The organism is Novosphingobium sp. Leaf2, from assembly GCF_001421325.1.
In the GTDB taxonomy this organism is placed as follows: domain Bacteria; phylum Pseudomonadota; class Alphaproteobacteria; order Sphingomonadales; family Sphingomonadaceae; genus Novosphingobium.
The window spans coordinates 100,392-124,275 of the sequence record NZ_LMJY01000018.1 but is presented as its reverse complement, the minus strand read 5'-3'; the positions used below and the strand labels follow the sequence as shown (position 1 = coordinate 124,275).

At 61.7% G+C, this 23,884-nt stretch carries 24 protein-coding genes; 23 read left to right on the top strand and 1 reads right to left on the bottom strand.

All coding sequences use genetic code 11. The annotated features are described in order from the left end of the window. Positions 1–61: 61 nt before the first annotated feature. Both ASE49_RS13635 and serA read left to right on the top strand, forming a co-directional pair. Complete coding sequence (locus ASE49_RS13635) at positions 62–1,195, top strand: phosphoserine transaminase (protein ID WP_056773570.1); 1,134 nt, start codon at positions 62–64, stop codon at positions 1,193–1,195. Positions 1,196–1,348: 153 nt separating this feature from the next. Next, entirely contained in the window at positions 1,349–2,899 is a 1,551-nt protein-coding gene (gene serA, locus ASE49_RS13630) for a phosphoglycerate dehydrogenase (protein WP_056773942.1), read from the top strand. Between the two features lie 169 nt (positions 2,900–3,068). Here serA and ASE49_RS13625 read toward each other — a convergent pair whose 3' ends face one another. Beyond that, on the bottom strand, positions 3,069–4,262 hold the full coding sequence (locus ASE49_RS13625; RefSeq protein ID WP_056773939.1) for an acetyl-CoA C-acyltransferase: 1,194 nt from the start codon (positions 4,260–4,262) through the stop codon (positions 3,069–3,071). A gap of 438 nt (positions 4,263–4,700) precedes the next feature. On the opposite strand from ASE49_RS13625, the gene ASE49_RS13620 reads away from it, so the two are divergent. From ASE49_RS13620 to ASE49_RS13520, 21 genes are read left to right on the top strand one after another with little or no spacing between them, the layout of a single operon-like run. Continuing rightward, positions 4,701–5,075, top strand: a complete 375-nt coding sequence (locus tag ASE49_RS13620) for an NADH-quinone oxidoreductase subunit A (protein WP_056773568.1) — start codon at positions 4,701–4,703, stop codon at positions 5,073–5,075. A gap of 11 nt (positions 5,076–5,086) precedes the next feature. Beyond that, positions 5,087–5,659 carry a NuoB/complex I 20 kDa subunit family protein gene (locus tag ASE49_RS13615; protein WP_056773937.1) on the top strand — a complete coding sequence of 191 codons (573 nt, stop codon included), beginning with the start codon at positions 5,087–5,089 and terminating at the stop codon, positions 5,657–5,659. A 7-nt stretch (positions 5,660–5,666) separates the two neighbouring features. Further along, positions 5,667–6,515, top strand: a complete 849-nt coding sequence (locus tag ASE49_RS13610; protein ID WP_056773566.1) for an NADH-quinone oxidoreductase subunit C — start codon at positions 5,667–5,669, stop codon at positions 6,513–6,515. Positions 6,516–6,517: 2 nt separating this feature from the next. Then, complete coding sequence (locus ASE49_RS13605; protein WP_056773563.1) at positions 6,518–7,729, top strand: NADH-quinone oxidoreductase subunit D; 1,212 nt, start codon at positions 6,518–6,520, stop codon at positions 7,727–7,729. Between the two features lie 23 nt (positions 7,730–7,752). Continuing rightward, complete coding sequence (locus ASE49_RS13600; RefSeq protein ID WP_056773935.1) at positions 7,753–8,058, top strand: nuclear transport factor 2 family protein; 306 nt, start codon at positions 7,753–7,755, stop codon at positions 8,056–8,058. Between the two features lie 17 nt (positions 8,059–8,075). Further along, the gene (locus tag ASE49_RS13595; protein WP_056773561.1) at positions 8,076–8,279 is read left to right on the top strand and encodes a hypothetical protein; all 204 of its coding nucleotides are present in this window, start codon (positions 8,076–8,078) and stop codon (positions 8,277–8,279) included. Then, entirely contained in the window at positions 8,272–8,940 is a 669-nt protein-coding gene (locus ASE49_RS13590; RefSeq protein WP_056773560.1) for a complex I 24 kDa subunit family protein, read from the top strand. The genes ASE49_RS13595 and ASE49_RS13590 overlap by 8 nt, the downstream gene beginning before the upstream one ends. After that, entirely contained in the window at positions 8,940–10,250 is a 1,311-nt protein-coding gene (gene nuoF, locus ASE49_RS13585; RefSeq protein WP_056773557.1) for an NADH-quinone oxidoreductase subunit NuoF, read from the top strand. Before ASE49_RS13590 ends, nuoF begins: the two co-directional genes overlap by 1 nt. Then, on the top strand, positions 10,250–10,873 hold the full coding sequence (locus ASE49_RS13580) for a hypothetical protein (protein ID WP_162234252.1): 624 nt from the start codon (positions 10,250–10,252) through the stop codon (positions 10,871–10,873). Before nuoF ends, ASE49_RS13580 begins: the two co-directional genes overlap by 1 nt. A gap of 3 nt (positions 10,874–10,876) precedes the next feature. Then, a complete protein-coding gene (gene nuoG / locus ASE49_RS13575) occupies positions 10,877–12,895 on the top strand; it encodes an NADH-quinone oxidoreductase subunit NuoG (protein WP_056773550.1) in 2,019 nt (672 codons plus the stop codon). Beyond that, complete coding sequence (gene nuoH / locus ASE49_RS13570; protein ID WP_056773547.1) at positions 12,892–13,938, top strand: NADH-quinone oxidoreductase subunit NuoH; 1,047 nt, start codon at positions 12,892–12,894, stop codon at positions 13,936–13,938. Before nuoG ends, nuoH begins: the two co-directional genes overlap by 4 nt. Beyond that, positions 13,935–14,420, top strand: coding sequence for an NADH-quinone oxidoreductase subunit NuoI (gene nuoI / locus ASE49_RS13565; RefSeq protein ID WP_056773546.1), 486 nt, complete (start codon positions 13,935–13,937; stop codon positions 14,418–14,420). Before nuoH ends, nuoI begins: the two co-directional genes overlap by 4 nt. A 13-nt stretch (positions 14,421–14,433) precedes the next feature. Beyond that, positions 14,434–15,051: an NADH-quinone oxidoreductase subunit J gene (locus ASE49_RS13560; RefSeq protein WP_056773543.1), complete on the top strand. Its 618-nt coding sequence runs from the start codon at positions 14,434–14,436 to the stop codon at positions 15,049–15,051. Between the two features lie 13 nt (positions 15,052–15,064). Beyond that, positions 15,065–15,370 carry an NADH-quinone oxidoreductase subunit NuoK gene (gene nuoK, locus ASE49_RS13555; protein ID WP_056773536.1) on the top strand — a complete coding sequence of 102 codons (306 nt, stop codon included), beginning with the start codon at positions 15,065–15,067 and terminating at the stop codon, positions 15,368–15,370. Positions 15,371–15,374: 4 nt separating this feature from the next. Then, positions 15,375–17,426: an NADH-quinone oxidoreductase subunit L gene (gene nuoL, locus ASE49_RS13550; RefSeq protein WP_056773533.1), complete on the top strand. Its 2,052-nt coding sequence runs from the start codon at positions 15,375–15,377 to the stop codon at positions 17,424–17,426. 4 nt (positions 17,427–17,430) lie between these two features. Then, positions 17,431–18,963 (top strand): NADH-quinone oxidoreductase subunit M, encoded by a 1,533-nt coding sequence (locus ASE49_RS13545; RefSeq protein ID WP_056773931.1) that lies wholly within the window; start codon positions 17,431–17,433, stop codon positions 18,961–18,963. Beyond that, entirely contained in the window at positions 18,963–20,426 is a 1,464-nt protein-coding gene (gene nuoN / locus ASE49_RS13540) for an NADH-quinone oxidoreductase subunit NuoN (RefSeq protein WP_056773531.1), read from the top strand. Before ASE49_RS13545 ends, nuoN begins: the two co-directional genes overlap by 1 nt. Positions 20,427–20,436: 10 nt before the next feature. Then, complete coding sequence (locus ASE49_RS13535; protein WP_056773527.1) at positions 20,437–21,162, top strand: biotin--[acetyl-CoA-carboxylase] ligase; 726 nt, start codon at positions 20,437–20,439, stop codon at positions 21,160–21,162. Positions 21,163–21,177: 15 nt separating this feature from the next. After that, positions 21,178–21,957: a type III pantothenate kinase gene (locus ASE49_RS13530; RefSeq protein WP_056773524.1), complete on the top strand. Its 780-nt coding sequence runs from the start codon at positions 21,178–21,180 to the stop codon at positions 21,955–21,957. After that, positions 21,954–23,579, top strand: coding sequence for a ribonuclease J (locus tag ASE49_RS13525; protein ID WP_056773521.1), 1,626 nt, complete (start codon positions 21,954–21,956; stop codon positions 23,577–23,579). The genes ASE49_RS13530 and ASE49_RS13525 overlap by 4 nt, the downstream gene beginning before the upstream one ends. 11 nt (positions 23,580–23,590) lie before the next feature. Continuing rightward, the gene (locus tag ASE49_RS13520; protein ID WP_056773930.1) at positions 23,591–23,881 is read left to right on the top strand and encodes a DUF1467 family protein; all 291 of its coding nucleotides are present in this window, start codon (positions 23,591–23,593) and stop codon (positions 23,879–23,881) included. Positions 23,882–23,884 lie beyond the last annotated feature (3 nt).

Sequence of the window (23,884 nt, the reverse complement as noted above, 5' to 3'; positions counted from 1 at the left end):
GAGGCGGCGCCGGGCCACGCGGTCCCAACGCCGCGCGTGCTCTCTGTAAGGAGAGTCAGAAATGACTGATTTGAATGCCGTACCCGCGCGTAAACCTGCGCGTCCGCACTTTTCGTCCGGTCCTTGCGCCAAGCCGCCCGGATATTCCCCTGCCAAACTCGCTACGGAATGCCTTGGCCGCTCGCACCGCGCCAAGATCGGCAAGTTGCGTCTGGGCTATGCCATCGACCTGATGCGCGAAGTTCTGCAACTGCCTGACACACACCGCATCGGCATCGTCCCCGGGTCCGACACTGGCGCTTTCGAGATGGCGATGTGGACCATGCTGGGCGCACGCGGCGTAACCACGCTGGCGTGGGAAAGCTTTGGCGAGGGCTGGGTTACGGACGCTGTGAAGCAGCTCAAGCTCGACCCCACCGTCATCCGTGCAGACTACGGCCAGTTGCCCGATCTCACGCAGGTGGATTGGAGCACCGACGTGCTCTTCACCTGGAACGGCACCACGTCCGGCGTTCGCGTTCCCAATGCTGACTGGATTGCGGCCGACCGCGAAGGCCTGTCCTTCGCCGATGCAACCTCGGCTGTTTTTGCCTACGATATCGACTGGTCGAAGATCGACGTAGCCACCTTCTCCTGGCAGAAAGTGCTGGGCGGCGAAGGCGGTCACGGCGTGCTGATCCTGGGCCCGCGCGCGGTGGAGCGGCTGGAAACCTACACACCGGCCTGGCCGCTGCCCAAGGTGTTCCGTCTCGTTTCCAAGGGCAAGCTGACCGAAGGCATCTTCAGGGGGGAAACCATCAACACGCCTTCGATGCTCGCTGTCGAGGACGCTATCTTTGCGCTCGAATGGGCGAAGGGGCTGGGCGGGCTTGAAGGCCTGAAGGCACGTTCGGATGCGAACGCCGCCGCGCTTGGCAAGATCGTCGCGGAACGCGATTGGCTCGGGCATCTGGCGATCGAAGAGGCCAGCCGCTCCAAGACCTCGGTGTGCCTGACCGTGGAAGGCGCGGATGCGGACTTCATCAAGGCGTTCGCGGCCCTGCTCGAAAAGCATGACGCGGCGTACGACGTGGCCGGATACCGCGATGCGCCGGCAGGCCTGCGCATCTGGTGCGGGGCAACCGTTGATACTCAGGACATCGAGGATCTCGGTCCCTGGCTCGACTGGGCCTACGCTACCGTCAAAGCCGGTTGATTTTCCCGCGTTAATTCACTGGCGGGCGTTTCGGCGCGGGGGACGCAGCGTTCCCTGACACGACCGATAGCCCGCCGTCCTGCCCGCCCCGACCGGGGTGATGAGCCAAGGAATTGTATCGTGACCAAGCCCAAAGTCCTCATCTCCGACAAGATGGATCCCAACGCCGCGCGCATTTTCGAAGAGCGCGGCTGCGATGTTGATGTCATTACCGGCGAAACGCCTGAGCAGTTGATCGCCCGTATCGGCGAATACCAGGGGCTGGCGATCCGCTCGTCCACCAAGGTGACTCAGGCGATCCTGGACGCCGCGCCGAACCTCAAGGTTATCGGCCGCGCCGGTATCGGCGTCGATAACGTTGATATTCCCGCCGCCTCGGCCAAGGGCGTGGTGGTGATGAACACCCCGTTCGGAAACTCGATCACGACGGCGGAACATGCCATTGCGCTGATCTTCGCCCTGGCACGCCAACTGCCCGAAGCCAACGCGCAGACCCAGGCGGGCCTGTGGCCGAAGAATGGTTTCATGGGGGTTGAAGTAACGGGCAAGACCCTTGGCCTGATCGGTGCCGGCAACATCGGCTCGATCGTCGCCAGCCGGGCGCTGGGCCTGCGCATGAAAGTGGTCGCGTTCGACCCGTTCCTGACGCCGGAGCGCGCCGTGGAAATGGGCGTCGAAAAGGCGGATCTGGACACGTTGCTGGCGCGGGCGGATTTCATCACGCTTCACACCCCGCTGACAGACCAGACCCGCAACATCCTGTCCGCCGAAAATCTGGCCAAGACCAAGAAGGGCGTGCGCATCGTCAACTGCGCGCGTGGGGGGCTAATCGACGAGGCGGCTTTGAAAGAGGGCCTCGATTCCGGCCATATCGCCGGCGCCGCGCTCGACGTGTTCCAGACCGAGCCGGCCAAGGACTCGCCGCTGTTCGGCACGCCGGGCTTCATCTGCACGCCGCACCTTGGCGCATCGACCACCGAAGCGCAGGTCAACGTCGCGCTTCAGGTGGCGGAGCAGATGGCCGATTTCCTGGTCAACGGCGGCGTGACCAACGCGCTCAACATGCCATCACTGAGCGCTGAGGAAGCACCCAAGCTCAAGCCGTACATGAAGCTGGCGGAAATGCTGGGTTCGATGGTCGGCCAGCTGACCGTGGATTCGGTGCCCCGCATCTCGATCCACGTCGAGGGTGCGGCCGCAGAACTCAACATCAAGCCCATCGTCGCGGCGGTTCTGGCCGGGTTCATGCGCGTCCAGTCCGCCACGGTGAACATGGTCAACGCCCCGTTCCTGGCCAAGGAGCGCGGCCTTGAAGTGCGCGAGGTGAAGACCGAGCGTGAGGGCGATTATCACACCCTCGTTCGCGTCTCGGTGAAAACCGAGGCGGGCGAACGCTCGGTTGCGGGCACGCTGTTCAACAACGTCGAGCCGCGCCTCGTGGAAATGTTCGGCATCAAGGTCGAGGCCGAACTTGCCGGCCAGATGATGTATATCGTAAACGAGGACGCGCCCGGTTTCATTGGTCGCATCGGCACCCTGCTGGGCGAGAACGCGATCAATATCGGCACGTTCAACCTTGGCCGGCGCGCCGCGGGCGGCGAAGCGGTCTTGCTGCTTTCGGTGGACGGCGATGTGTCGACCAAGGTGCTGGAGCAGGCGCGCGCGCTTCCCGGCGTGAAAACGGTCAAGGCGCTGACGTTCTGATCGCAGCCTGCACCGGCTTTTGAAAGGAGGTTGGCGCGAACGCGCCAGCCTCCTTTTTCTTGCGTATCTGCGGCCAACTATAGCCAAGATGCCCTCGCCCAAGTCGTTATTCGACATGAAAAACCCCGCCGGTAAGGGCGGGGTTTTCGTTACCGCAAGGGCGCCAGACTTAGGCCAGTTCGACCGCCACGGCGGTTGCCTCGCCGCCGCCGATGCACAAGCTGGCGATGCCGCGCTTCAGGCCCTTTTGCTTAAGGGCATTGACCAGAGTCACGATGATACGGGTGCCCGAAGCGCCGATGGGATGGCCCAGCGCCGTGGCACCGCCGTTTACGTTCACCTTGTCATGCGAGATCCCAAGGTCGTGGATTGCGAACATGGCGACACAGGCGAAAGCCTCGTTGATCTCGAACAGATCGACGTCCTTCAAGTCCCAGCCCACCTTTTTCGCCAGCTTGGTGATCGCGCTGACCGGCGCGGTCGTGAACTTGGCAGGTTCGTGGGCATGGGCTTCGACGCCGACGATAGTGGCGACAGGCGTGAGTCCCTTGGCGTCCGCCACGCTACGCCGAGTCAGCACGACGGCTGCGGCACCGTCCGAGATGGAACTGGAGCTGGCGGCGGTGATCGTGCCGTCCTTGGCGAACGCGGCGCGCAACGTGCGGATCTTGTCCGGGTTGCCCTTGGGCGGCTGCTCGTCCGTGTCGATGACGACGTCACCTTTGCGGGTCTTGACGGTAACCGGCACGACTTCGTCCCCGAAGGCGCCGCTGGTTATCGCCTGCTGGGCGCGGCGTAGCGACTCGATCGTGTAGTCGTCCTGCGTTTCGCGCGTGAGTTGGTACTCGTCCGCCGTAACCTGCGCGAACGACCCCATCGAGCCGCCCTCGTACGCATCCTCAAGACCGTCCAGAAACATGTGGTCATACAGCGTGTCGTGGCCGGCACGGGCGCCAGAGCGGTGCTTCTTGGACAAGTACGGCGCGTTGGTCATCGATTCCATGCCGCCCGCCACAACGATATCGATCGAGCCGGACGCCAGCGCTTCGGCGCCCATGATGACGGTCTGCATGCCCGAACCGCAGACCTTGTTCACGGTGGTGGCCTGCACCGATTTGGGCAATCCGGCTTTGATCGCGGCCTGACGGGCAGGGGCCTGTCCGAGCCCGGCAGGCAGCACGCAGCCCATGTAGATGCGTTCGATCTCGTCTCCCGATACGTTGGCGCGTTCCACTGCGGCCTTCACAGCGGTGGCGCCAAGGTCGGTGGCGGACACGTCGGCCAGAGTTCCTTGCAGCCCGCCCATCGGCGTGCGCGCATACGAGAGGATAACGATCGGGTCCGAAGCGGAAATCTGAGCCACGGGCATACCTTTCACACTAAGTTTCTATCTGGTTCGGATGTTGATTAATGTTGCAGCGCATCAATTGCAATCATGTCAGCGCCGCCAGACAAGCGCGTCACGACCCACTTTTGCACCTGCAATCCATACCGTTCGCTACGTAACGTCGGTGGCATGATGATAAAATACAAGGTCGGGCCTTGCTGGCTCGTAAGGAAATAATCGCATGCGATCAGGAATTTGCGTGGAATCGCGGGATCTTGGCGGGCTTTGTCCGGATTTGGCGGAAGCTGGCTTGGGTGCGCTGAACTCGCTTGTTGCAATGCAGTGCAGGTGAGCCGAATAATGCGCGACGAGACCTTGCGACGGACGGAGGGCTGGCCTAAGAGCGCGCCAACCTAACGGCTTTTCCATGACCGAGCCGAGTCCGTCAGTCGCATCCGGTAAGAGGCAAGACCATTGACCGACCTGTCGCAATATCTGCCGATCCTGATTTTTCTGGTGATCGCGCTGGGGCTGTCCTCCGTGATCGTGCTGCTGCCGATCGGCGTGGCGCGGCTCACTGGCACACATCAGCCTAATGCGGACAAGAACAGCGAATATGAGTGCGGTTTTCCCGCCTTCGAGGATCCGCGCAGCCAGTTCGACGTGCGCTTCTACCTCGTGGCTATTCTTTTCATTATCTTCGATCTCGAAGCTGCGTTTCTCTTCCCGTGGGCCGTGTCGCTCAAGTTCACCGGCTGGGCCGGCTGGCTGACGATGATGGTTTTTCTGGGTGAATTGGCCATCGGCCTCGCCTATGCGTGGAAGAAGGGGGCGCTGGACTGGGAATGAGCACTTCCATCATGAACCCTACACTCGTCAATTCCGCAGGGCATCCGCTCGCTGGCAGCGCAGGCGCCGCCGGTGCCGTTGCGCAGCCGGATCAGGCGTTCTTCAAGGACCTGAACCAGGAAGTGTCCGACAAGGGCTTTCTGGTCACCAGCACGGAAGACCTGTTCCAGTGGGCCCGCACCGGTTCGCTGTGGTGGATGACGTTCGGGCTCGCTTGCTGCGCGGTCGAGATGATCCACGTCAACATGCCGCGTTACGACATGGAGCGTTTCGGCGCTGCGCCGCGCGCGTCCCCGCGCCAGTCGGACGTGATGATCGTAGCCGGTACGCTGTGCAACAAGATGGCCCCGGCGCTGCGCAAGGTCTATGACCAGATGTCGGAGCCCAAGTACGTTATCTCGATGGGCAGCTGCGCCAATGGCGGCGGCTACTATCACTACAGCTACTCGGTGGTGCGCGGCTGCGACCGCATCGTGCCGGTCGATATCTACGTGCCGGGCTGCCCCCCGACCGCGGAGGCACTGCTGTATGGGGTGATGCAACTGCAGCGCAAGATCCGCCGTGTGGGCACTGTCGAGAGGTAAGGACAAGATGCCCGTTCTGCATTCCGCCCCCCGGTATACGTCCAACGACAGCGTGCTCGATACGCTCGTTGCAGCGCTGGGCTCGAAAGTCGTCGCGTCGAAAGAAGAGCATGGCGAAATCGTGCTCACCATCGCGCGTGGCGAGATCGAAAACGCGCTGCGTGCGCTGCGTGACGATCACGGGTATCAGCAGCTGATGGAAATCGCCGGCGTCGACTACCCGTCGCGCGCTGAGCGGTTCGAAGTCGTCTACATGCTGCTGTCCGTGACCAAGAACCATCGCGTGATCGCCAAGGTCACGGCGGCAGAAAATACCGCTGTTCCGACGGTCACCACACTGTGGCCCAACGCCGGCTGGCTGGAACGCGAAGTGTTCGACATGTACGGCGTCGTGTTCGCCGGCAACCCGGACTTGCGCCGCATCCTGACCGACTACGGGTTCGAGGGGCACCCCTTCCGCAAGGATTTCCCGCTGACCGGTTATGTCGAACTGCGCTATTCCGAAGAAGACAAGCGGGTGGTCTATGAGCCGGTGAAGCTGGCGCAGGACTTGCGCAGCTTCGATTTCATGAGTCCCTGGGAAGGCGCGGATTACGTGCTGCCCGGTGACGAAAAGGCGGCGCAAGCCGCGGGCACGCCGCCCGTGGCGGAGCCGAAAGTCACGGAAAAGAGCGGTGATACCGGGGCTGGCGAAAAGGCTAATGCCAAGGTCGCGGACACAATAGCGCCTGCGCCCGCCGATACCGGCAAACAGGATGCCGGCGCGCCCGATCCTACCGGCACGCGTCCCGATCGCGGTCCCGCAGGCGGGGCGCGCGCCAACGAAGGCACCGGCTCCGCGCCGGAAGGAAGCTGAACATGAGCATGCAGCTCGAAAGTTCGCCGACCACCGGCGACGAGGTAATTTCCAACTACACGATCAACTTCGGGCCCCAGCACCCGGCGGCGCACGGCGTGCTGCGCATGGTGATGGAGCTGGACGGCGAGATCATCGAGCGGATCGATCCCCACGTCGGCTTGCTGCACCGCGGCACCGAAAAGCTGATCGAGCACAAGACCTACCTTCAGGCGCTGCCGTATTTCGACCGGTTGGACTATTGTTCGCCGCTGGCCATGGAGCATTCCTATGTGCTGGCCGTTGAAAAGCTGCTGAACATCGAAGTTCCGCTGCGCGCGCAGTATCTGCGCGTGCTGTTTGCCGAACTGACCCGCATCTGCAACCACATGCTCAACATCGGCAGCCACGTCATGGACGTGGGCGCGATGACCCCGAACCTGTGGCTGTTCGAAATTCGCGAGGATTGTCTTAACTTTTTCGAACGTGCCTCCGGTGCGCGGATGCACTCGGCCTGGTTCCGGCCGGGCGGCGTCCATCAGGACGTGCCGCTCAAGCTGCTGACCGACATTGCTGACTGGCTGGACACGCGCATGCCGCGCCTGTTCGAGGACGCGATGAGCCTCGTGGTCGACAACCGCATCTTCAAGCAGCGCAATGTCGATATCGCAGTGACCAGCAAGGCAGATTCGCTGGCCTGGGGCTTCTCCGGCCCGATGATCCGCGCCGCCGGCGTTGCCTGGGATCTGCGCAAGGCCCAGCCTTACGACGTGTACGACCGGATGGACTTCGAGATCCCGGTGGGCACCAATTCGGACTGCTATGACCGTTTTATGGTCCGTGTCGAGGAAGTGCGCCAGTCTGCCAAGATCATGAAGCAGTGTTTGCGTGATATGCCCGAAGGCCCGATCGCCTCGGACGATCGCAAGGTGGTTCCGCCCAAGCGCGCCGAGATGAAAAGCTCGATGGAATCGCTGATCCATCACTTCAAGCTCTACACCGAAGGCTTCCACGTCCCGGCCGGTGAAGTCTACGTCGCCACTGAGAGCCCCAAGGGCGAATTCGGGGTGTATCTCGTGTCCGATGGCTCCAACAAGCCGTACCGCTGCAAGATCCGGCCCACTGCGTTCAGCCACCTGCAAGCGATGGACTTCATGTCCAAGGGCCACATGTTGCCGGATGCCACCGCCATTCTCGGCGCGATCGACGTCGTGTTCGGGGAGTGCGATCGTTGAGCCGCCTTCAGATCGCCCAGCAGATGATCGGTCACTACAATGCACAGGATGCCGATGCGTACGTGGCCTTGATGACTGACGACGCGTGTGAGGCCTCATATCGCGGCGCGGTGGTGCGCGAAGGCAAGGAAGGAACGCGTGAAGGGCTGAAGGCGATGTTCGCCCAGTTCCCGCAAAATCGTGCTGAAATCCAGACTGGGTACGAACTGGGCGACTATGCCGTTCTGCATGAACGGGTCTGGCGATCCGCTGATGCCGAGCCGTTCGATGTGCTGGCGATCTACAGTTTCGAGGGCGATCTGTGCTCTCGCGTCGAATTCATCCGGTAAGCGTGGGAGTGGGACCGATGACGAAGTACAACACCGTTGACCTGATCCGCATCTGGGCAAGCCTGACCGGGCTGTTTCTGATCGGGCTGTACTTCGTCGTGCTGTGGGCCGGGATTGCACCGTCTCCGATGATCGCGATGCTGGGCACCGCGATCGGCGGCTTTGAAATTTTCTTTTTCGGCCAGGACCAGTGGCTGAAGCGCAGAGGCAAGCATGGCTGACCGCTACATCGAACCCGATACGCCCGAACTTCGGGCCCGTTGGGGTAATTTTGCCTGGACCGAGGCCAATGCGGCCAAGGCCAAGGAGATCGTCGCGCGGTATCCGGAAGGGCGCCAGCGCTCGGCGGTGATGCCGTTGCTCGATCTGGCCCAGCGGCAGATCGGGGCGGAACTCAATACGCAAGGCTGGCTGCCGATTCCGGTCATGGAATATGTTGCCACGTACCTTGATATGCCGGTGATCCGCGTGGTCGAGGTCGCGACGTTTTATACGATGTACAACATCGCCCCGATCGGACGGTTTCACGTGCAGGTCTGCGGCACCACGCCATGCATGCTGCGCGGGTCGGACGACATCATCGCCACTTGCAAGGCGCGCGGCATGAAGAAAGGCCACACAACCGCTGATGGGATGTGGTCGTTCACCGAAGTGGAATGCATGGGCAACTGCGCGTCCGCACCGATGGTGCAGATCAACGACGACAACTACGAAGACCTGACGCCCGAGCGGATGAATGCCGTGCTCGATGCGCTGGCGCGGGGCGAAACGCCCAAGGCGGGGACGCAGGATCCGGCCCGTCATACGGTGGAGCCGGTGGGCGAACCGACCAATCTGGTAGCGATGATGACGCAGAACCATGACTATCGGAGTGAGTGGTAATGGCGCTCGCTGACAAGGATCGCATCTTCACCAACGTCTATGGCTTTCAGCCGTGGAACCTGAAGGAAGCGCAGGCACGCGGCGCCTGGGACGATACCAAGGCGCTGATCGCGCGCGGGCGAGATGCCATCATCGACGAGATGAAGGCGTCGGGCCTGCGTGGTCGTGGCGGCGCGGGTTTTCCCACCGGCATGAAATGGTCCTTCATGCCCAAGCAGCCGCCGCTCGATCAGGCGGGTAACCCCAAGCCCAGCTTCCTCGTCATTAATGCCGACGAATCCGAGCCCGGATCGTGCAAGGATCGCGAGATCATGCGCCACGATCCGCATCTTTTGCTGGAGGGCGCGCTGGTCGCGGGTTTCGCAATGGGTGCGCGCGCGGCGTATATCTACATTCGCGGCGAATACATTCGCGAGGCCGAAACTTTGTTCGCGGCGCGCGATGAAGCGTATGCGGCCGGTCTGCTGGGCAAGAACGCCAGCGGTTCGGGCTACGATTTCGACGTGTTCGTGCATCGCGGCGCTGGCGCTTACATCTGCGGCGAAGAGACCGCGATGATCGAGAGCCTGGAGGGCAAGAAGGGACAGCCCAGGCTGAAGCCCCCGTTCCCCGCCGGGGCGGGCCTTTATGGCTGCCCGACGACGGTGAATAACGTGGAATCAATAGCCGTCGCGCCCACGATCCTGCGTCGCGGCGCTGCCTGGTTTTCGTCCTTCGGGCGGGAGAACAACAAGGGCACCAAGCTGTTCCAGATCAGCGGGCACGTGAATCGCCCGTGCGTGGTCGAGGAAGAAATGTCGATCCCGTTCAGCGAACTGATCGAGCGGCATTGCGGCGGCATTCGCGGTGGGCGGGACAATCTGCTGGCGGTGATCCCTGGCGGATCCTCGGTGCCGCTGGTGCCGGCATCGCAGATATGGGATGCGCCGATGGATTTCGATGGCCTCAAGGCCGTCGGCTCTGGCCTGGGCACCGCGGCGGTCATCGTCATGGACAAGTCCACCGATATCGTACGCGCGATCAGCCGCATCTCGTACTTCTACAAGCACGAAAGCTGCGGCCAGTGCACGCCGTGCCGAGAAGGCACGGGCTGGATGTGGCGGATGATGGAGCGTCTGCGCACCGGCGATGCGGCGATCGAAGAGATCGACATGCTCCAGCAGGTGACAAAGCAGGTCGAAGGCCACACCATTTGCGCGCTCGGCGATGCCGCAGCGTGGCCGATCCAGGGCCTGATCAAGCACTTCCGTCCCGAGCTTGAGCGCCGCATCGAGGAACGCCTGGGCGGTATCGCGGTGGCAGCGGAATAATGGCCACAACTATCCTTGCCCTAGCAGCCGTGAGTTGCGCAGCGTTGCTGTCGACTGTGGTGTACGCTGCCCCCACGCCGGTCGGAACGGACGAAAGTCCGTCGGCCTTGGCGCTGCAGGCTTTGCACAACTACGCGATATGCGCGGTGAAGCGCACGCCTGCCGGGGCGGAGAAAATGCTGTCCCTCGATCCGAACTCGCAGGATTTCAAGCGTTCTCGCGCGCGCTTCGGCAAGGGGCACGCAATGTGCGAAAAGCGAGGGGATGTTCTGCGGTCCTCGCCGATGCTCTTCGCAGGTAGCGTCGCCGAGGCGCTCATAATCAAATACCCGGTGGGAGCGCTTGGTTCGGCGGCAGCCCGCAAGGATATTCAGCCGCGCAATATGGTCGAAGGCGTTGGCATGTGCGTTGCCGCGCAAGAGCCGACGAAAGTCAGCGCTGTTTTCGCGACCGAGCCCGGATCCGATGCCGAGCGTGTTGCGCTGAACTCCACTGCATCCTTGCTTCCCGGCTGCGTTCCACCGGGCAAGACCATCAAGCTGAACCGGCCGGCGGCCCGCGCGATCTATGCGTTGGGTGCGTATCGTCTGCTGGCCGGCAATCCCGAACACCTGGAAGGCTAAGGCATGCCGAAGGTTAAAGTAGACGGCGTTGAAATCGAGGTTCCTGCCGGCGCGACCGTGCTGCAGGCAGCCGAACTTGCCGGCAAGGAAATCCCGCGGTTTTGCTACCACGAACGGCTTAGCATCGCTGGAAACTGCCGCATGTGCCTGGTCGAAGTGAAGCCCGGCCCCCCCAAGCCGCAGGCTTCGTGTGCGCTTCCTGCCGCTGACGGTCAGGAAATCCGTACCGATTCCGAAATGGTGAAGAAGGCACGGGAAGGGGTGATGGAGTTTCTCCTCATCAACCACCCGCTGGACTGTCCGATCTGCGATCAGGGCGGCGAGTGCGACCTGCAGGACCAGTCGGTTGCCTATGGCCGCGGCGGTTCGCGCTATCACGAGAACAAGCGCGCAGTCACCGAGAAGTACATGGGGCCGCTGATCAAGACGCAGATGACGCGGTGCATCCATTGCACCCGCTGCGTCCGCTTCTCCGAAGAGATCGCCGGCGTCGATGAAATCGGCGCGCTCTATCGCGGCGAATCCATGCAGATCACCACGTATCTCGAACATGCCGCCAAGCACGAGATGAGCGCCAACGTGATCGACTTGTGTCCCGTCGGCGCGCTCACCAGCCGGCCCTATGCGTTCGAAGCCCGTCCTTGGGAGCTGAAAAAGACGCTCGGCATCGACGTGTCCGACGCCACTGGCTCGAACATCCGCATCGATGCGCGCGGTCGCGAAGTTCTGCGTGTGCTTCCGCGCAACAACGATGACGTGAACGAGGAATGGCTGAGCGACAAGGCACGCTTCCAGGTCGATGGCCTGGTGAAGCGCCGGCTCGACAAGCCCTATCTGCGTCGGGACGGCAAGCTGGCTCCGGCATCCTGGAACGAGGCATTCGCCGCCGTCGCCACCCTCAATCCCGGTGCGTCGATCGCTGCCGTGGCTGGTGACATGGTGGACTGCGAGACGATGTTCGCAGCCAAGGCGCTGGTGGGCACATTGGGCTCGACGCTTCTGGAAGGCCGTCAGACCGGGATGGACTATGATACGTCCAGTCTGGCGGGGGTCAATTTCAACACCACGTTTGCCGGCATCGAAACCGCTGACGTCATCCTGATCGTGGGATCGAACGTGCGCTGGGAAGCCCCCGTCGTGAACGTTCGCTTGCGCAAGGCGGTAAAGAGGGGCGCCAAGGTTTTCCTGGTCGGGCCGGAATGGGAAACCACATTTGGCGGCGAATTTCTGAGCGAAGACCTTTCCGTTCTCGGCAGCCTGCCGCAACAGGTGACAGAAGCGTTCGGCGCGGCCAAACGCCCCGCGATGATCGTGGGCGGCGCGGCGCTTGGCCGAGGCGGCCTTGAAGCGGCACTCTCATTGGCCGGCCAGTTCAATCTGGTGCGCAACCTCGAAGATGGCAGCGCGTGGAACGGATTCAACGTGCTGCATATGGCAGCCTCCCGCATGGGTGGGTTGATGCTTGGCTACGCGCAGAAGGGCGGCATCGCCGACATCGCCGCCGCCAAGCCGAAGGTGCTGCTGTCCTTGGGCGCGGATGAGGTGGATTACACCCGCTTTGCCGACTCGATGATCGTCTACATCGGCCATCACGGCGACAAGGGTGCGCACGCGGCGGACGTGATCCTGCCAGCATCGGCGTACACCGAGAAAGCGGGCACGTACGTGAACACGGAAGGCCGGGTGCAGTTCTCGGACAAGGCCGTGTTCGCACCGGGGGACGCGCGGGAAGACTGGACGATCCTGCGCGCACTCGCCGACGCTTTTGGTGTTTCGGTGGGCTTTGACAGTTTCGATCAACTTCGCGCTGCAATGGTTGCACAAGTGCCGGCTCTGGGCGTAGAGGGGCTCGCGGATTACGGCACGGCCTTGCCATCCGGGGGGCTTTCCGCTTCCGGGGCGATCGCCTACCCGATCAAGGACTTCTACATGACCAACCCGATCGCCCGCGCCAGCGCGACGATGCAGCGTTGCTCGGCCGAGCTGCTGCATGGCGAGGAATTCGCGGAGGCGGCTGAATGACGTCGTTCTTCCAGTCCCTGGGCATGACGTATGAGGCGGCGTGGTTGCTCGCGACCATCTGCGGCGTGCTGCTGATTGCGCTGCCGCTGATGCTCAGCGTGGCGATGATCATCTATGCCGATCGCAAGATCTGGGCGGCGATGGCGCTGCGCCGCGGGCCGAACGTGGTCGGTCCGTTCGGTCTGCTCCAGTCCTTTGCTGATGGCCTGAAGGTGTTCCTGCAGGAAACCATCATCCCCTCGGCATCGAACAAAGGCATTTTCCTGATCGCGCCGGTGGTCACGTTCACCGTGGCGCTGATGGCTTGGGCGGTGATCCCGTTCAATGGCGGCGCGGTTCTGGCCAACATCAACGTCGGCCTGCTGTACGTGCTGGCGATTAGTTCGCTGGGCGTTTACGGCACGATCATGGCGGGTTGGGCCTCCAACTCGAAATACCCGTTCTTTGCCGCGATGCGTGCCTCCGCGCAGATGATCTCGTACGAAGTGTCGATCGGCTTCATCCTGATCTGCGTCGTCCTGTGGGCCGGCACGTTCAACCTGAACGACATCGTGCTGGCGCAAAAGGGTCATGTATTCGGTATCTTCAACGGCTTTGTGTTCAACCCGCTGCTGTTTCCCATGTGGGTCATGTTCCTCATCTCCGGCATGGCGGAAACGGGCCGCGCCCCGTTCGATCTTACCGAGGCGGAATCCGAACTGGTCGCTGGTTATCAGACCGAATATTCCTCGATGGCGTTCGCTGCCTACTGGCTGGGTGAATACGCCAACGTGCTTTTGATGTGCGCGCTCAACGCCACGCTGTTCTGGGGTGGGTGGCTGCCGCCGCTGGACATTCCCATCCTTTACCTGGTGCCCGGCTTCATCTGGTTCGTGCTCAAGGTCCTGTTCTTCTTCTTCGTGTTCAGCTGGGTAAAGGCGACGGTTCCCCGTTACCGCTATGACCAGCTGATGCGTCTGGGCTGGAAAGTCTTTCTTCCTGTTTCGCTGTCGTTCGTCGTGATCGTCAGCGGTTACCTCATGGCCACCGGACACTTTGCATGACCGTCGCATATCTCATCAAGAGCTTCACGCTCTGGGAGTTCGTGAAGGCGCATTGGCTGACGTTGAAGTATTTCTTCAAGCCCAAGGCGACGATCAACTACCCCTTCGAGAAAAACCCGCTGTCTCCGCGCTTTCGCGGCGAGCATGCCCTGCGCCGGTATCCCAACGGTGAGGAACGGTGCATCGCGTGCAAGCTGTGTGAAGCGGTCTGCCCTGCACAGGCGATCACGATCGAGGCCAGCCCGCGCGAGGACGGTTCGCGCCGCACTACGCGCTACGACATCGACATGACCAAATGCATCTTCTGCGGTTTCTGCCAGGAAGCCTGCCCGGTTGATGCCATCGTCGAAGGGCCGAACTTCGAATACGCGACGGAAACGCGCGAAGAACTGCTCTATGACAAGGCCAAGCTGCTGGCGAACGGGGACAAGTGGGAGCGGGCCTTGGCCGCGAACCTTGAAGCCGACGCGCCTTACCGATAAGGGCCGCCGGCACATGATCCACGTAATCGCCTTCTACCTTTTCGCGGTGATGACCGTCGCGTCCGGCGCGATCACCATTCTGTCCCGTAACCCGGTGCATTCCGTGCTGTGGCTGATTTTGGCGTTTTTCAACGCCGCTGGCCTGATGGTGCTGGTGGGCGCGGAATTCATCGCGATGCTGCTGGTCATCGTGTACGTCGGCGCGGTCGCGGTGCTGTTCCTGTTCGTCGTGATGATGCTGGACATCGACTTTGCCGAGCTTCGGGCCGGTTTCGTACGATATTTTCCGTTCGGCGCGCTGGTCGCGATCGTACTGCTGGCCGAAATGGTGCTGGGTATCGGCGCCTACAAGGCCGGCGCGATCGTGCTGGGAACGCCTGACGGTACTGCGGCGACGCCAGCCGGCACCTCCAACATCCAGGCGATCGGTACGCTGCTGTACAGCCGCTACCTGTTCCTGTTCGAGGCGGCGGGTGTGATCCTTCTGGTGGCCATGATCGGTGCCATCGTCCTTACACATCGCCAGCGCTCCGACACGCGCGGGCAGAACATCAGCAAACAGAACCAGCGCCGTCCGCAGGACGCTACGTTCAACGTCAAGCCGGAAATCGGCCAAGGGGTTCAGATATGACAGGGGTTTCGCTGTGATCGGCGTCGAACACTATGTCGTCGTAAGCTCGATCCTCTTCGTGCTAGGCGTCCTCGGAATCTTTCTGAACCGTAAGAACGTGATTGTCATCCTGATGGCGATCGAGTTGATCCTGCTTGCGGTGAACATCAACCTGGTTGCGTTCAGTGCCTTCCTGCATGACCTGACGGGCCAGATCTTCGCCATGTTCGTGCTGACGGTGGCAGCCGGTGAGGCTGCAGTGGGGCTTGCCATCCTGGTGATCTACTTCCGTGCACGCGGCACGATTGCCGTTGACGACGTCAACCGGATGAAGGGCTAAGACAGTGTCGATCCTCGTCATCGTCTTCTTGCCGCTTCTGGCAGCAATCATCGCCGGGCTCGGCAACAAGTCACTCGGCATGCTGGTGCCAAAGGTGCTGACAACCGGCGCGCTGTTCGTGGCTTGTGCCTTGTCGTGGCCGATCTTCATCAGCTTCCTGGCCGGTACCGGCGAGGCCCATGTGGTACCCGTGCTGAAGTGGGTAGCCTCAGGCGCATTCACGTTCGACTGGGCATTGCGGGTCGATACCCTGACGGCTGTGATGCTTGTCGTCATCACGTCAGTATCTTCGCTCGTGCACCTTTATTCATGGGGGTACATGAGCGAAGAGGCCGACCAGCCGCGCTTTTTCGCGTATCTGTCGCTGTTCACCTTTGCGATGCTGATGCTGGTGACCGCCGATAACCTGGTGCAGATGTTCTTCGGCTGGGAAGGCGTGGGGCTCGCCTCGTATCTCCTGATCGGGTTCTGGTTTCGCAAGCCGTCGGCCGGTGCCGCCGCCATCAAAGCCTTCGTCGTTAACCGCGTTGGCGACCTTGGCTTCATGCTCGGTATCTTCGGCACGTTCCTGGTGTTCGGCACGGTTTCGATCCCAGAGATTCTCCATGCGGCGCCCTCGATGGCGGGTTCTACGATCGGCTTTCTGGGGCATCGGTTCGACACCATGACGGTGCTGTGCCTGCTTCTGTTCGTTGGCGCGATGGGCAAGTCCGCCCAGTTGGGCTTGCACACCTGGTTGCCGGACGCGATGGAAGGCCCGACGCCGGTGTCCGCGCTGATCCACGCCGCAACGATGGTCACTGCTGGCGTGTTCATGGTGTGCCGCCTGTCGCCGATGTTCGAGCAGAGCACGACGGCGATGAATTTCATTGCGGTGATTGGGGCGGCGACCTGCTTCTTTGCCGCCACGATCGGCTGCACGCAGTGGGACATCAAGCGGGTCATCGCCTATTCGACGTGTTCGCAACTCGGCTACATGTTCTTCGCCACCGGCGTTGGCGCATATGGCGCGGCTATGTTCCACTTGTTCACCCACGCCTTCTTCAAGGCGCTGCTGTTCCTCGGTGCCGGCTCGGTGATCCATTCTATGCACCACGAGCAGGACATGCGGTTCTACGGCGGCTTGCGTAAGCGCATTCCGATTACGTTTTGGACGATGACGGCAGGGACGCTGGCCATCACCGGCGTGGGCATTGCGGGGGTCGCCGGTTTCGCCGGGTTCTATTCCAAGGACGCGATCCTGGAAGCAGCGTTCGGAGCAGGCACGCCGGCGGGCAGTTTTGCCTTCTGGATGGGCATCTTCGCTGCGCTGATGACCAGCTTCTATTCCTGGCGCCTGGTGTTCCTGACGTTCTTTGGAAAGCCGCGGTGGATCCAGTCCGAGCACATCCAGCACGCGCTGCATGCACACGGGCACGATGATCACGCGGCACACGAAGGTGCGGGCAACAAAACGGATCATCATCCGCACGGTCATGATCATGGCGACGGCACGGGTGGTTACCATCCGCACGAAAGCCCGCTGGTCATGCTGCTGCCGTTGCTGGTCCTGTCGCTGGGTGCCGTATTCGCGGGCTTCGTGTTCGAACATTACTTCGTTTCCGAAGGTGAAGGGCCGTTCTGGCGCGGATCGCTGGTGTTCTCAGAGCATCTGCTCCATGCGATGCACGGCGTACCTCTTTGGGCGAAGTGGGCGCCATTCACCGTCATGGCCCTCGGTTTCCTGATTGCCTGGTACGGCTACATCCGGAACTTGAACTTGCCCAAGGCCGTCGCCGAACAGCTCGGGCCGATCTACACGTTCGTCTATCGCAAGTGGATGTTTGACGAACTGTACAACGCCATCTTCGTCAAACCCGCGTTTTGGCTTGGCAAGGTGTTCTGGAAGGTGCTGGATATTGGCGTGATTGACCGTTTCGGCCCTGACGGCGCCGCTGCAGTCGTGGCCAAGGGTTCGACTTACGCGCAGAAGGTCCAGTCGGGCTATTTGTACAGCTACGCACTTGTCATGCTGCTGGGCCTTGTCGGCGCCATCAGCTGGGTGATCGCGGGATAAGATGATGAGTGGTTTTCCGATCCTCAGCCTGATGCTCGCCGTGCCGCTGATCGCGGCGCTGGCCTGCCTGTTCCTTCAAGCCAAAGCGGCCCGCTCGGTCGCGCTGATCGCCACGCTGGTAAACCTTGCGCTCGGCGTGGTTCTATGGATGAACTACGATATCGGCGGTGCTCAATGGCAGTTCACCGAGCGTCTGGAGATCTTTTCCGGCTTCTCGTGGGCGCTGGGCATCGATGGCATCGCCTTGTTGCTGATCATGCTGTCGGTTTTCCTGATGCCGATCTGCATCGGCGCCAGCCATGCAATCGAAAAGCGCGTCGGCGAATATATGGCCGCGTTCCTGCTGGTCGAAACGTTGATGCTCGGCGTGTTCATGGCGCAGGACATCTACCTGTTTTACATGTTCTTCGAAGCCGGCCTGATCCCGATGTACCTCATCATCGGCATCTGGGGCGGCGCGGATCGCATTTACGCCAGCTACAAGTTCTTCCTGTACACGCTGCTCGGCTCGGTGCTGATGCTCGTCGCGATGTTGTGGATGGTTCACACGGCGGGAACGACAGACGTTCCCACCTTGATGGCATATAATTTCGATTCGAAGGCGCAGACGTGGCTGTGGCTTGCCTTCTTTGCCAGCTTTGCGGTGAAGATGCCGATGTGGCCGGTCCACACCTGGCTGCCGGCCGCGCACGTTCAGGCGCCGACGGCGGGTTCGGTCATCTTGGCAGGCGTCTTGCTGAAGATGGGTGGCTACGGCTTCATCCGCTATGCGCTGCCGATGTTCCCGGAAGCCTCAGCCTACTTCGCGCCGCTGATCTGGGGACTGTCGATGGCGGCGGTCGTCATCACATCGCTGATCGCGCTGGTGCAAAGCGACATGAAAAAGCTGATCGCCTATTCTTCCGTGGCGCACATGGCCATCGTTACCTTGGGGCTTTTCGCATTCAACGTGCAGGGCCTGGAAGGCTCAATGATGGTCATGCTGAGCCACGGCCTGGTATCGGGCGCGCTGTTCTTGTGCGTCGGCGTCATTTATGACCGGCTGCATACCCGTGAGATCAGCCGGTATGGCGGTCTGGCGATCAATATGCCCCGCTATGCGCTCTTCTTTTTGCTGTTCACGATGGCATCCATCGGTCTGCCGGGGACCAGCGGCTTTGTGGGCGAGTTCCTGAGCCTTGGCGGCGTGTATCAGATATCGACCTGGGCGGCCTTTGTCGGAACTACCGGCATCATTCTGGGCGCGGCATACATGCTCTACCTTTATCGCCGGGTCGTATTCGGTGAGCAGAAGAACGCTGACGCTGCCGCAATGCCCGACCTTTACGTGCGTGAGCTGCTGATGGTCGTGCCGCTCGCTCTTGCGGTGTTGTGGATGGGTATTTACCCGGAGAGCTTCATTGCGCCGATGCGCGCCGATATTGCCGCCCTTGACGCTCGTCTGGCGCGTGCGAAGCCTGCCGGCGACAGCGCGGTCACACTCGGAAAAGCTATGCCTGCGCAAGCCCAAGCGGCTGCGCACGGGGGATCACACTAATGGACTGGTCGCACTCCCTGCGCCTCATTGCGCCGGAAGAAACGCTGAGCATCGCAGGCCTGATCCTGCTGTTGATCGCTGCCTGGGGTGGCGACAAGGCAAGCCGTCTGATTTCGATCCTGGCCGTGGCCGCGTTGATCGGTGCCACTGCGCTGGTAGCGCCTGCGTTGTGCAGCGGCGCGATGGGGCCGGATACGTCCGCGTTCTTCGGGCAGATCCATGCTGACGCCTTCTCCAGCTTTGGCAAGATCCTGATCTACCTGTCCGCAGCCGCCACGCTGGTGGTCGCGCCGACTTTCTTCGATCGTTTCGGTGCTATGCGGGCCGAATTTCCTATCCTGGTGCTGTTTGCGGCGCTTGGTAGCGGGCTGATGGTTTCTGCCGGAGATCTGGTTGCGCTGTATATCGGCCTGGAGATGAACTCGCTGGCTGCCTACGTGCTGGCGGCGTTCGTGCGGACCGACGGGCGCTCTGCAGAGGCGGGCCTCAAGTACTTCGTTCTCGGCGCGTTGGCATCTGGCATTCTGCTGTTCGGTATGAGCCTGACATACGGCTTTTCCGGCACGACGTCATTCGAAGGCATCAACGCGGCGCTTTCCGGGGGGCTGTCCCACGGCGCGCTGTTCGGCGTGGTGTTCATGCTGGCCGGCCTGGCCTTCAAGATGAGCGCGGTGCCGTTCCACATGTGGACGCCCGATGTCTACGAAGGTGCGCCGACGCCGGTGACGAAGTTCTTCGCCACCTCCGGCAAGGTAGCCGCGGTTGGTCTGACGATGCGGGTGATGCTTGAAGCGTTCGCTGACCAGGCGGATGCTTGGCGCCAGATCATCGTGTTTATCGCGCTTGCATCGATCGTCGTGGGCGCACTTGGCGCGATCGGTCAGAAGAACATCAAGCGCCTGATGGCCTATTCGTCGATCAATAACGTGGGTTTCATCCTGGTCGGTCTGGCCGCTGCCAACGTGCAGGGCGCTTCGGCGATGCTGTTTTATCTGGTGATCTATGTCGCGATGACCGTCGCCGGTTTCGTCACTGTGCTGATGCTCAAGGACGAAGCCGGAAACCCGGTTGAAGACATCGCCAGCTTTGCCGGCTTGTCGCGAACGCGGCCGGGCCTCGCTCTCGGGCTGGGCTTGGTGATGTTCAGCCTGGCGGGCATTCCGCCGCTGTTCGGCTTCTGGGGCAAGTTCCTGGTTTTCCGGGCCGCCGTGGATGCGGGCATGATGCCGCTGGCTGCCATCGGTTTCGCCGCGTCGGTGATCGGAGCCTTCTATTACCTGAAGATCGTCAAGGTCGTCTATTTCGACGAGCCAGTTGATGTCATCAAGGGTGAGAGCGACATCTGGCACAAGGCGATCCTGGTCGTGACGTGCCTGTTCATCTCGCCGCTGGGCTATCTTCTGAGTGGCTGGCTGCAAGGCCTCACGGACACGGCCGCAGCGGCGCTGTTCCACGCTCTTTGATCGGCGCGTTTTGATCGAAGTTGTCGCCGAAACCGGCTCTACCAATGCGGACCTTGCCAGCCGGATCGCAACCGGTAGCCCTGCGGTGGAAGGGCACTGGCTGGTCGCCGATCGTCAGGTCGCGGGCAAGGGGAGGTTAGGGCGCGTCTGGAACGATGGCGCCGGCAATTTCATGGGATCGACGGTAGTGCGCCTGAGACCCGGCGATCCTGCTGCGGCCACGCTGGCTTTGGCCACCGGGCTTGCCGTTCATGACGCGCTCGCGACCTACGTGCCCGATGGCCTCAGCCTGAAGTGGCCCAATGATGTCTTGCTTCGGTGCACCCCCGGCTCATCCGAGCATGGTAAGGTTGCCGGCATCCTGCTGGAAATGGTCGCCGGCGCTGTTGTGGTGGGGATCGGCGTGAACTTGGCCTACGCGCCTGCGGTGCCCGGCCGCACGGTGATGGCATTGCGCGATGCCGGCGTTGCACCCAATCGTGACGGCTTTGCCGAGCGGATGGCGCAAACCTTTGCCGCCGAATTAGATCGCTGGCGCAAGGCCGGTCTCCCGCCATTGCTGCGGCGGTGGGAGGCGACGGCGCATCCCTTGGGAACGCGCTTGCAGATCCATCCGCCGGGCGAAGATGCGGTGGAAGGTGCATTTGCCGGCCTCTCCGGCAATGGTAATCTCCAGCTTAAGCTGGCAGATGGTACGGTCCGGTTGATTAACGCCGGCGACGTCGTTCTCGTTTGAGGAAGCCCCGAAGCCATGCTGCTCGCCATTGATGCCGGCAACACCAATGTCGTTTTCGCGCTGATGGACGGCCATGTCCTGCGCGGGCGGTGGCGCATCGCGACCGACCCGCGTCGGACGGGTGACGAATATGCCGTCTGGCTGTTGCAGTTGCTTGCTATTCGCGGGGTTACCCCCAACCAGGTCGACCAGATCATCATTTCCACGGTCGTGCCGCGCGCCTTGCACAACCTTGAAATCCTGGCTCGGCATTATTTCGATGTGGAGCCTCTGATCGCCGGGCAGGGCCGGGCCGCGTTTGGCATCGACATCGACGTCGACGAACCACGCTCCCTTGGAGCAGACCGCGCGGTCAACGCGATTGCCGCGCATGAAAAGCATAGCGGTGATCTGATCGTCGTCGATTTCGGCACCGCCACAACATTCGATGTGGTGGATTTCAACGGCGCGTACAAAGGCGGCATCATCGCGCCGGGGATCAACCTGTCGCTCGATGCCTTGGTCGGCAACACGGCCAAACTGCCGCGCATCGCCATCGAAATACCCAAAGGCACCAGCGTGATCGGACGCAACACCGAAGATCAGATGTTGATCGGGGTGTTCTGGGGGTATGTGGCGATGATGGAAGGCCTGATCGCGCGCATTCGTGCGGAAATAGGTCGGCCCGCCAAAGTCATCGCGACAGGTGGCCTGGCCGTGCTTTTCGATGAAGCCACGCAAATTTTTGATGCCGTCGACGCTGATCTTACGATCGATGGCCTCGCTATTCTCGCCGAAAGGGCAGTATCTAAGTGATTCCCGGTAAGGAACTTCTATTTTGTGCGCTCGGCGGTTCGGGCGAAATCGGCATGAACGTCAATCTCTACGGTTGCCATGGCAAGTGGCTGATGGTCGATCTTGGCATGACGTTTTCCGGCAACGAATATCCAGGGGTGGACCTGGTATTTGCGGACCTGGAATTTATCGAGAACGAGCGGCGAAACCTGCTGGGTATCGTGCTGACCCACGCGCATGAGGATCACATCGGCGCGATCCCGTATTTCGCGGAGGAACTGGGCGTTCCGCTGTATGCCACGCCGTTCACCGCCAAACTGATCGCGGGCAAGCTGGAAGAAGCGGGCATTCTCGACAAGGTCGAACTTAATGTGGTCCACGACCTCGAAACATTCCAGCTTGGACCGTTCGGCATCCGCTACATTCCGCTGGCGCATTCGATTGCAGAGGGTAACGGGCTGCTGATCGAAACCCCGTACGGTCGGATTTTCCACACCGGTGACTGGAAGCTGGATGACGAGCCGCAGGTTGGCATACCCACCACCCAGGCTGAACTGACCGCTATCGGTGACGAGGGTGTGCTGGCGCTGGTTTGCGATTCCACCAACGTTTTCAATCCCGAAGCATCGGGTTCGGAAGGCGAAGTCTATCGCGGCTTGCTGGCAGAGGTATCCAGGCACCGTGGGCGCCGAGTGATGGTCACCACTTTTGCATCGAACGTGGCGCGTTTGCAGACGTTGGGCGATGTGGCGAAGAAGACCGGGCGGCAGTTGTGTGTGTCCGGGCGCTCGCTTGACCGGATCATCGAGACGGCAAAATCGTGTGGTTATCTGCGTGATCTGCCAGAGATCATCGATGCGGACACCGCGATGGACGTGCCGCGCGGCGAACTCCTGATCGTGGCCACAGGCGGGCAGGGTGAGCCACGTGCGGCGCTGGCCCGCATTGCCGATGGCAGTCATCCGATCAAGCTGGACAAGGGCGACGTGGTGTTGTTTTCGAGCCGCCAGATCCCCGGCAACGAAATCCAGATCGGCCGCATCCAGAACCGTCTGGCGAGCGCCGGCGTGATCGTCGTCACCGATCGCCAGAGCCCGATCCACGTCTCGGGCCATCCGGGTCGCCCCGAGCTTGAGGCGCTTTACGGATGGATCCGTCCGCAGATCTTGGTGCCGGTGCACGGAGAGATCCGCCATATGAAGGAACAGGCGCATCTTGGCGCCGCCTGTGGCATTCCTAAGGCGATCTTCCAGAAGAACGGCGATCTGGTGCGGCTTGCGCCCGATCGTCCAGGCAAGTTCGGCGAAGTGCGCGCGGGCAGGTTGATCCTGGATGGCGACATCATCGCGCCCGCAGACGGCGAGGCGATGATCATGCGCCGCCGGATTGCTTTCAACGGCATCGTTTCGGTGGCGGCGGATCGGCGCGGTCGCGTTGAAATCTCCGCAGTCGGCTTGCCGCTCGACGAGGACTACGACGCGTTCGTGGAAGAGGCCAAGCGCGACATTGCGCAGGCTTTGGGCCGCGCCAGGAAAGCTGAGCCGGAGGTGCGCAAGGAAGCCGCCCGGCTTGCGGCCCGCCGTGCGGCCACGCGATGGTCGGGCAAGAAGCCGCAGGTGCAGGTGCTGTTGCTGGAGGATTGACGCTGATGGCGATGAACTGGACCTCGATGATCGCGATCTATTCGCTGTTCTGGGTGCTCAGCGCCTTTCTGGTGATGCCTTTCGGATTGCGCACGCCAGACGAGGTCGATGGCCACAAAGTGCCGAAGGGGCATGCCGACAGCGCGCCCGTGAACTTCAACGCGCGGCGGATAACCCGCCGCGCCACGGTGCTGGCGCTCGTTCTGTTCGGCCTGTATTACGTCAATTACGATCACCAGTGGATCAAGGTGCAGGACCTGAACATCATGGGCAAACCCCCGGTAGACAATCTGGGCTACTGACGG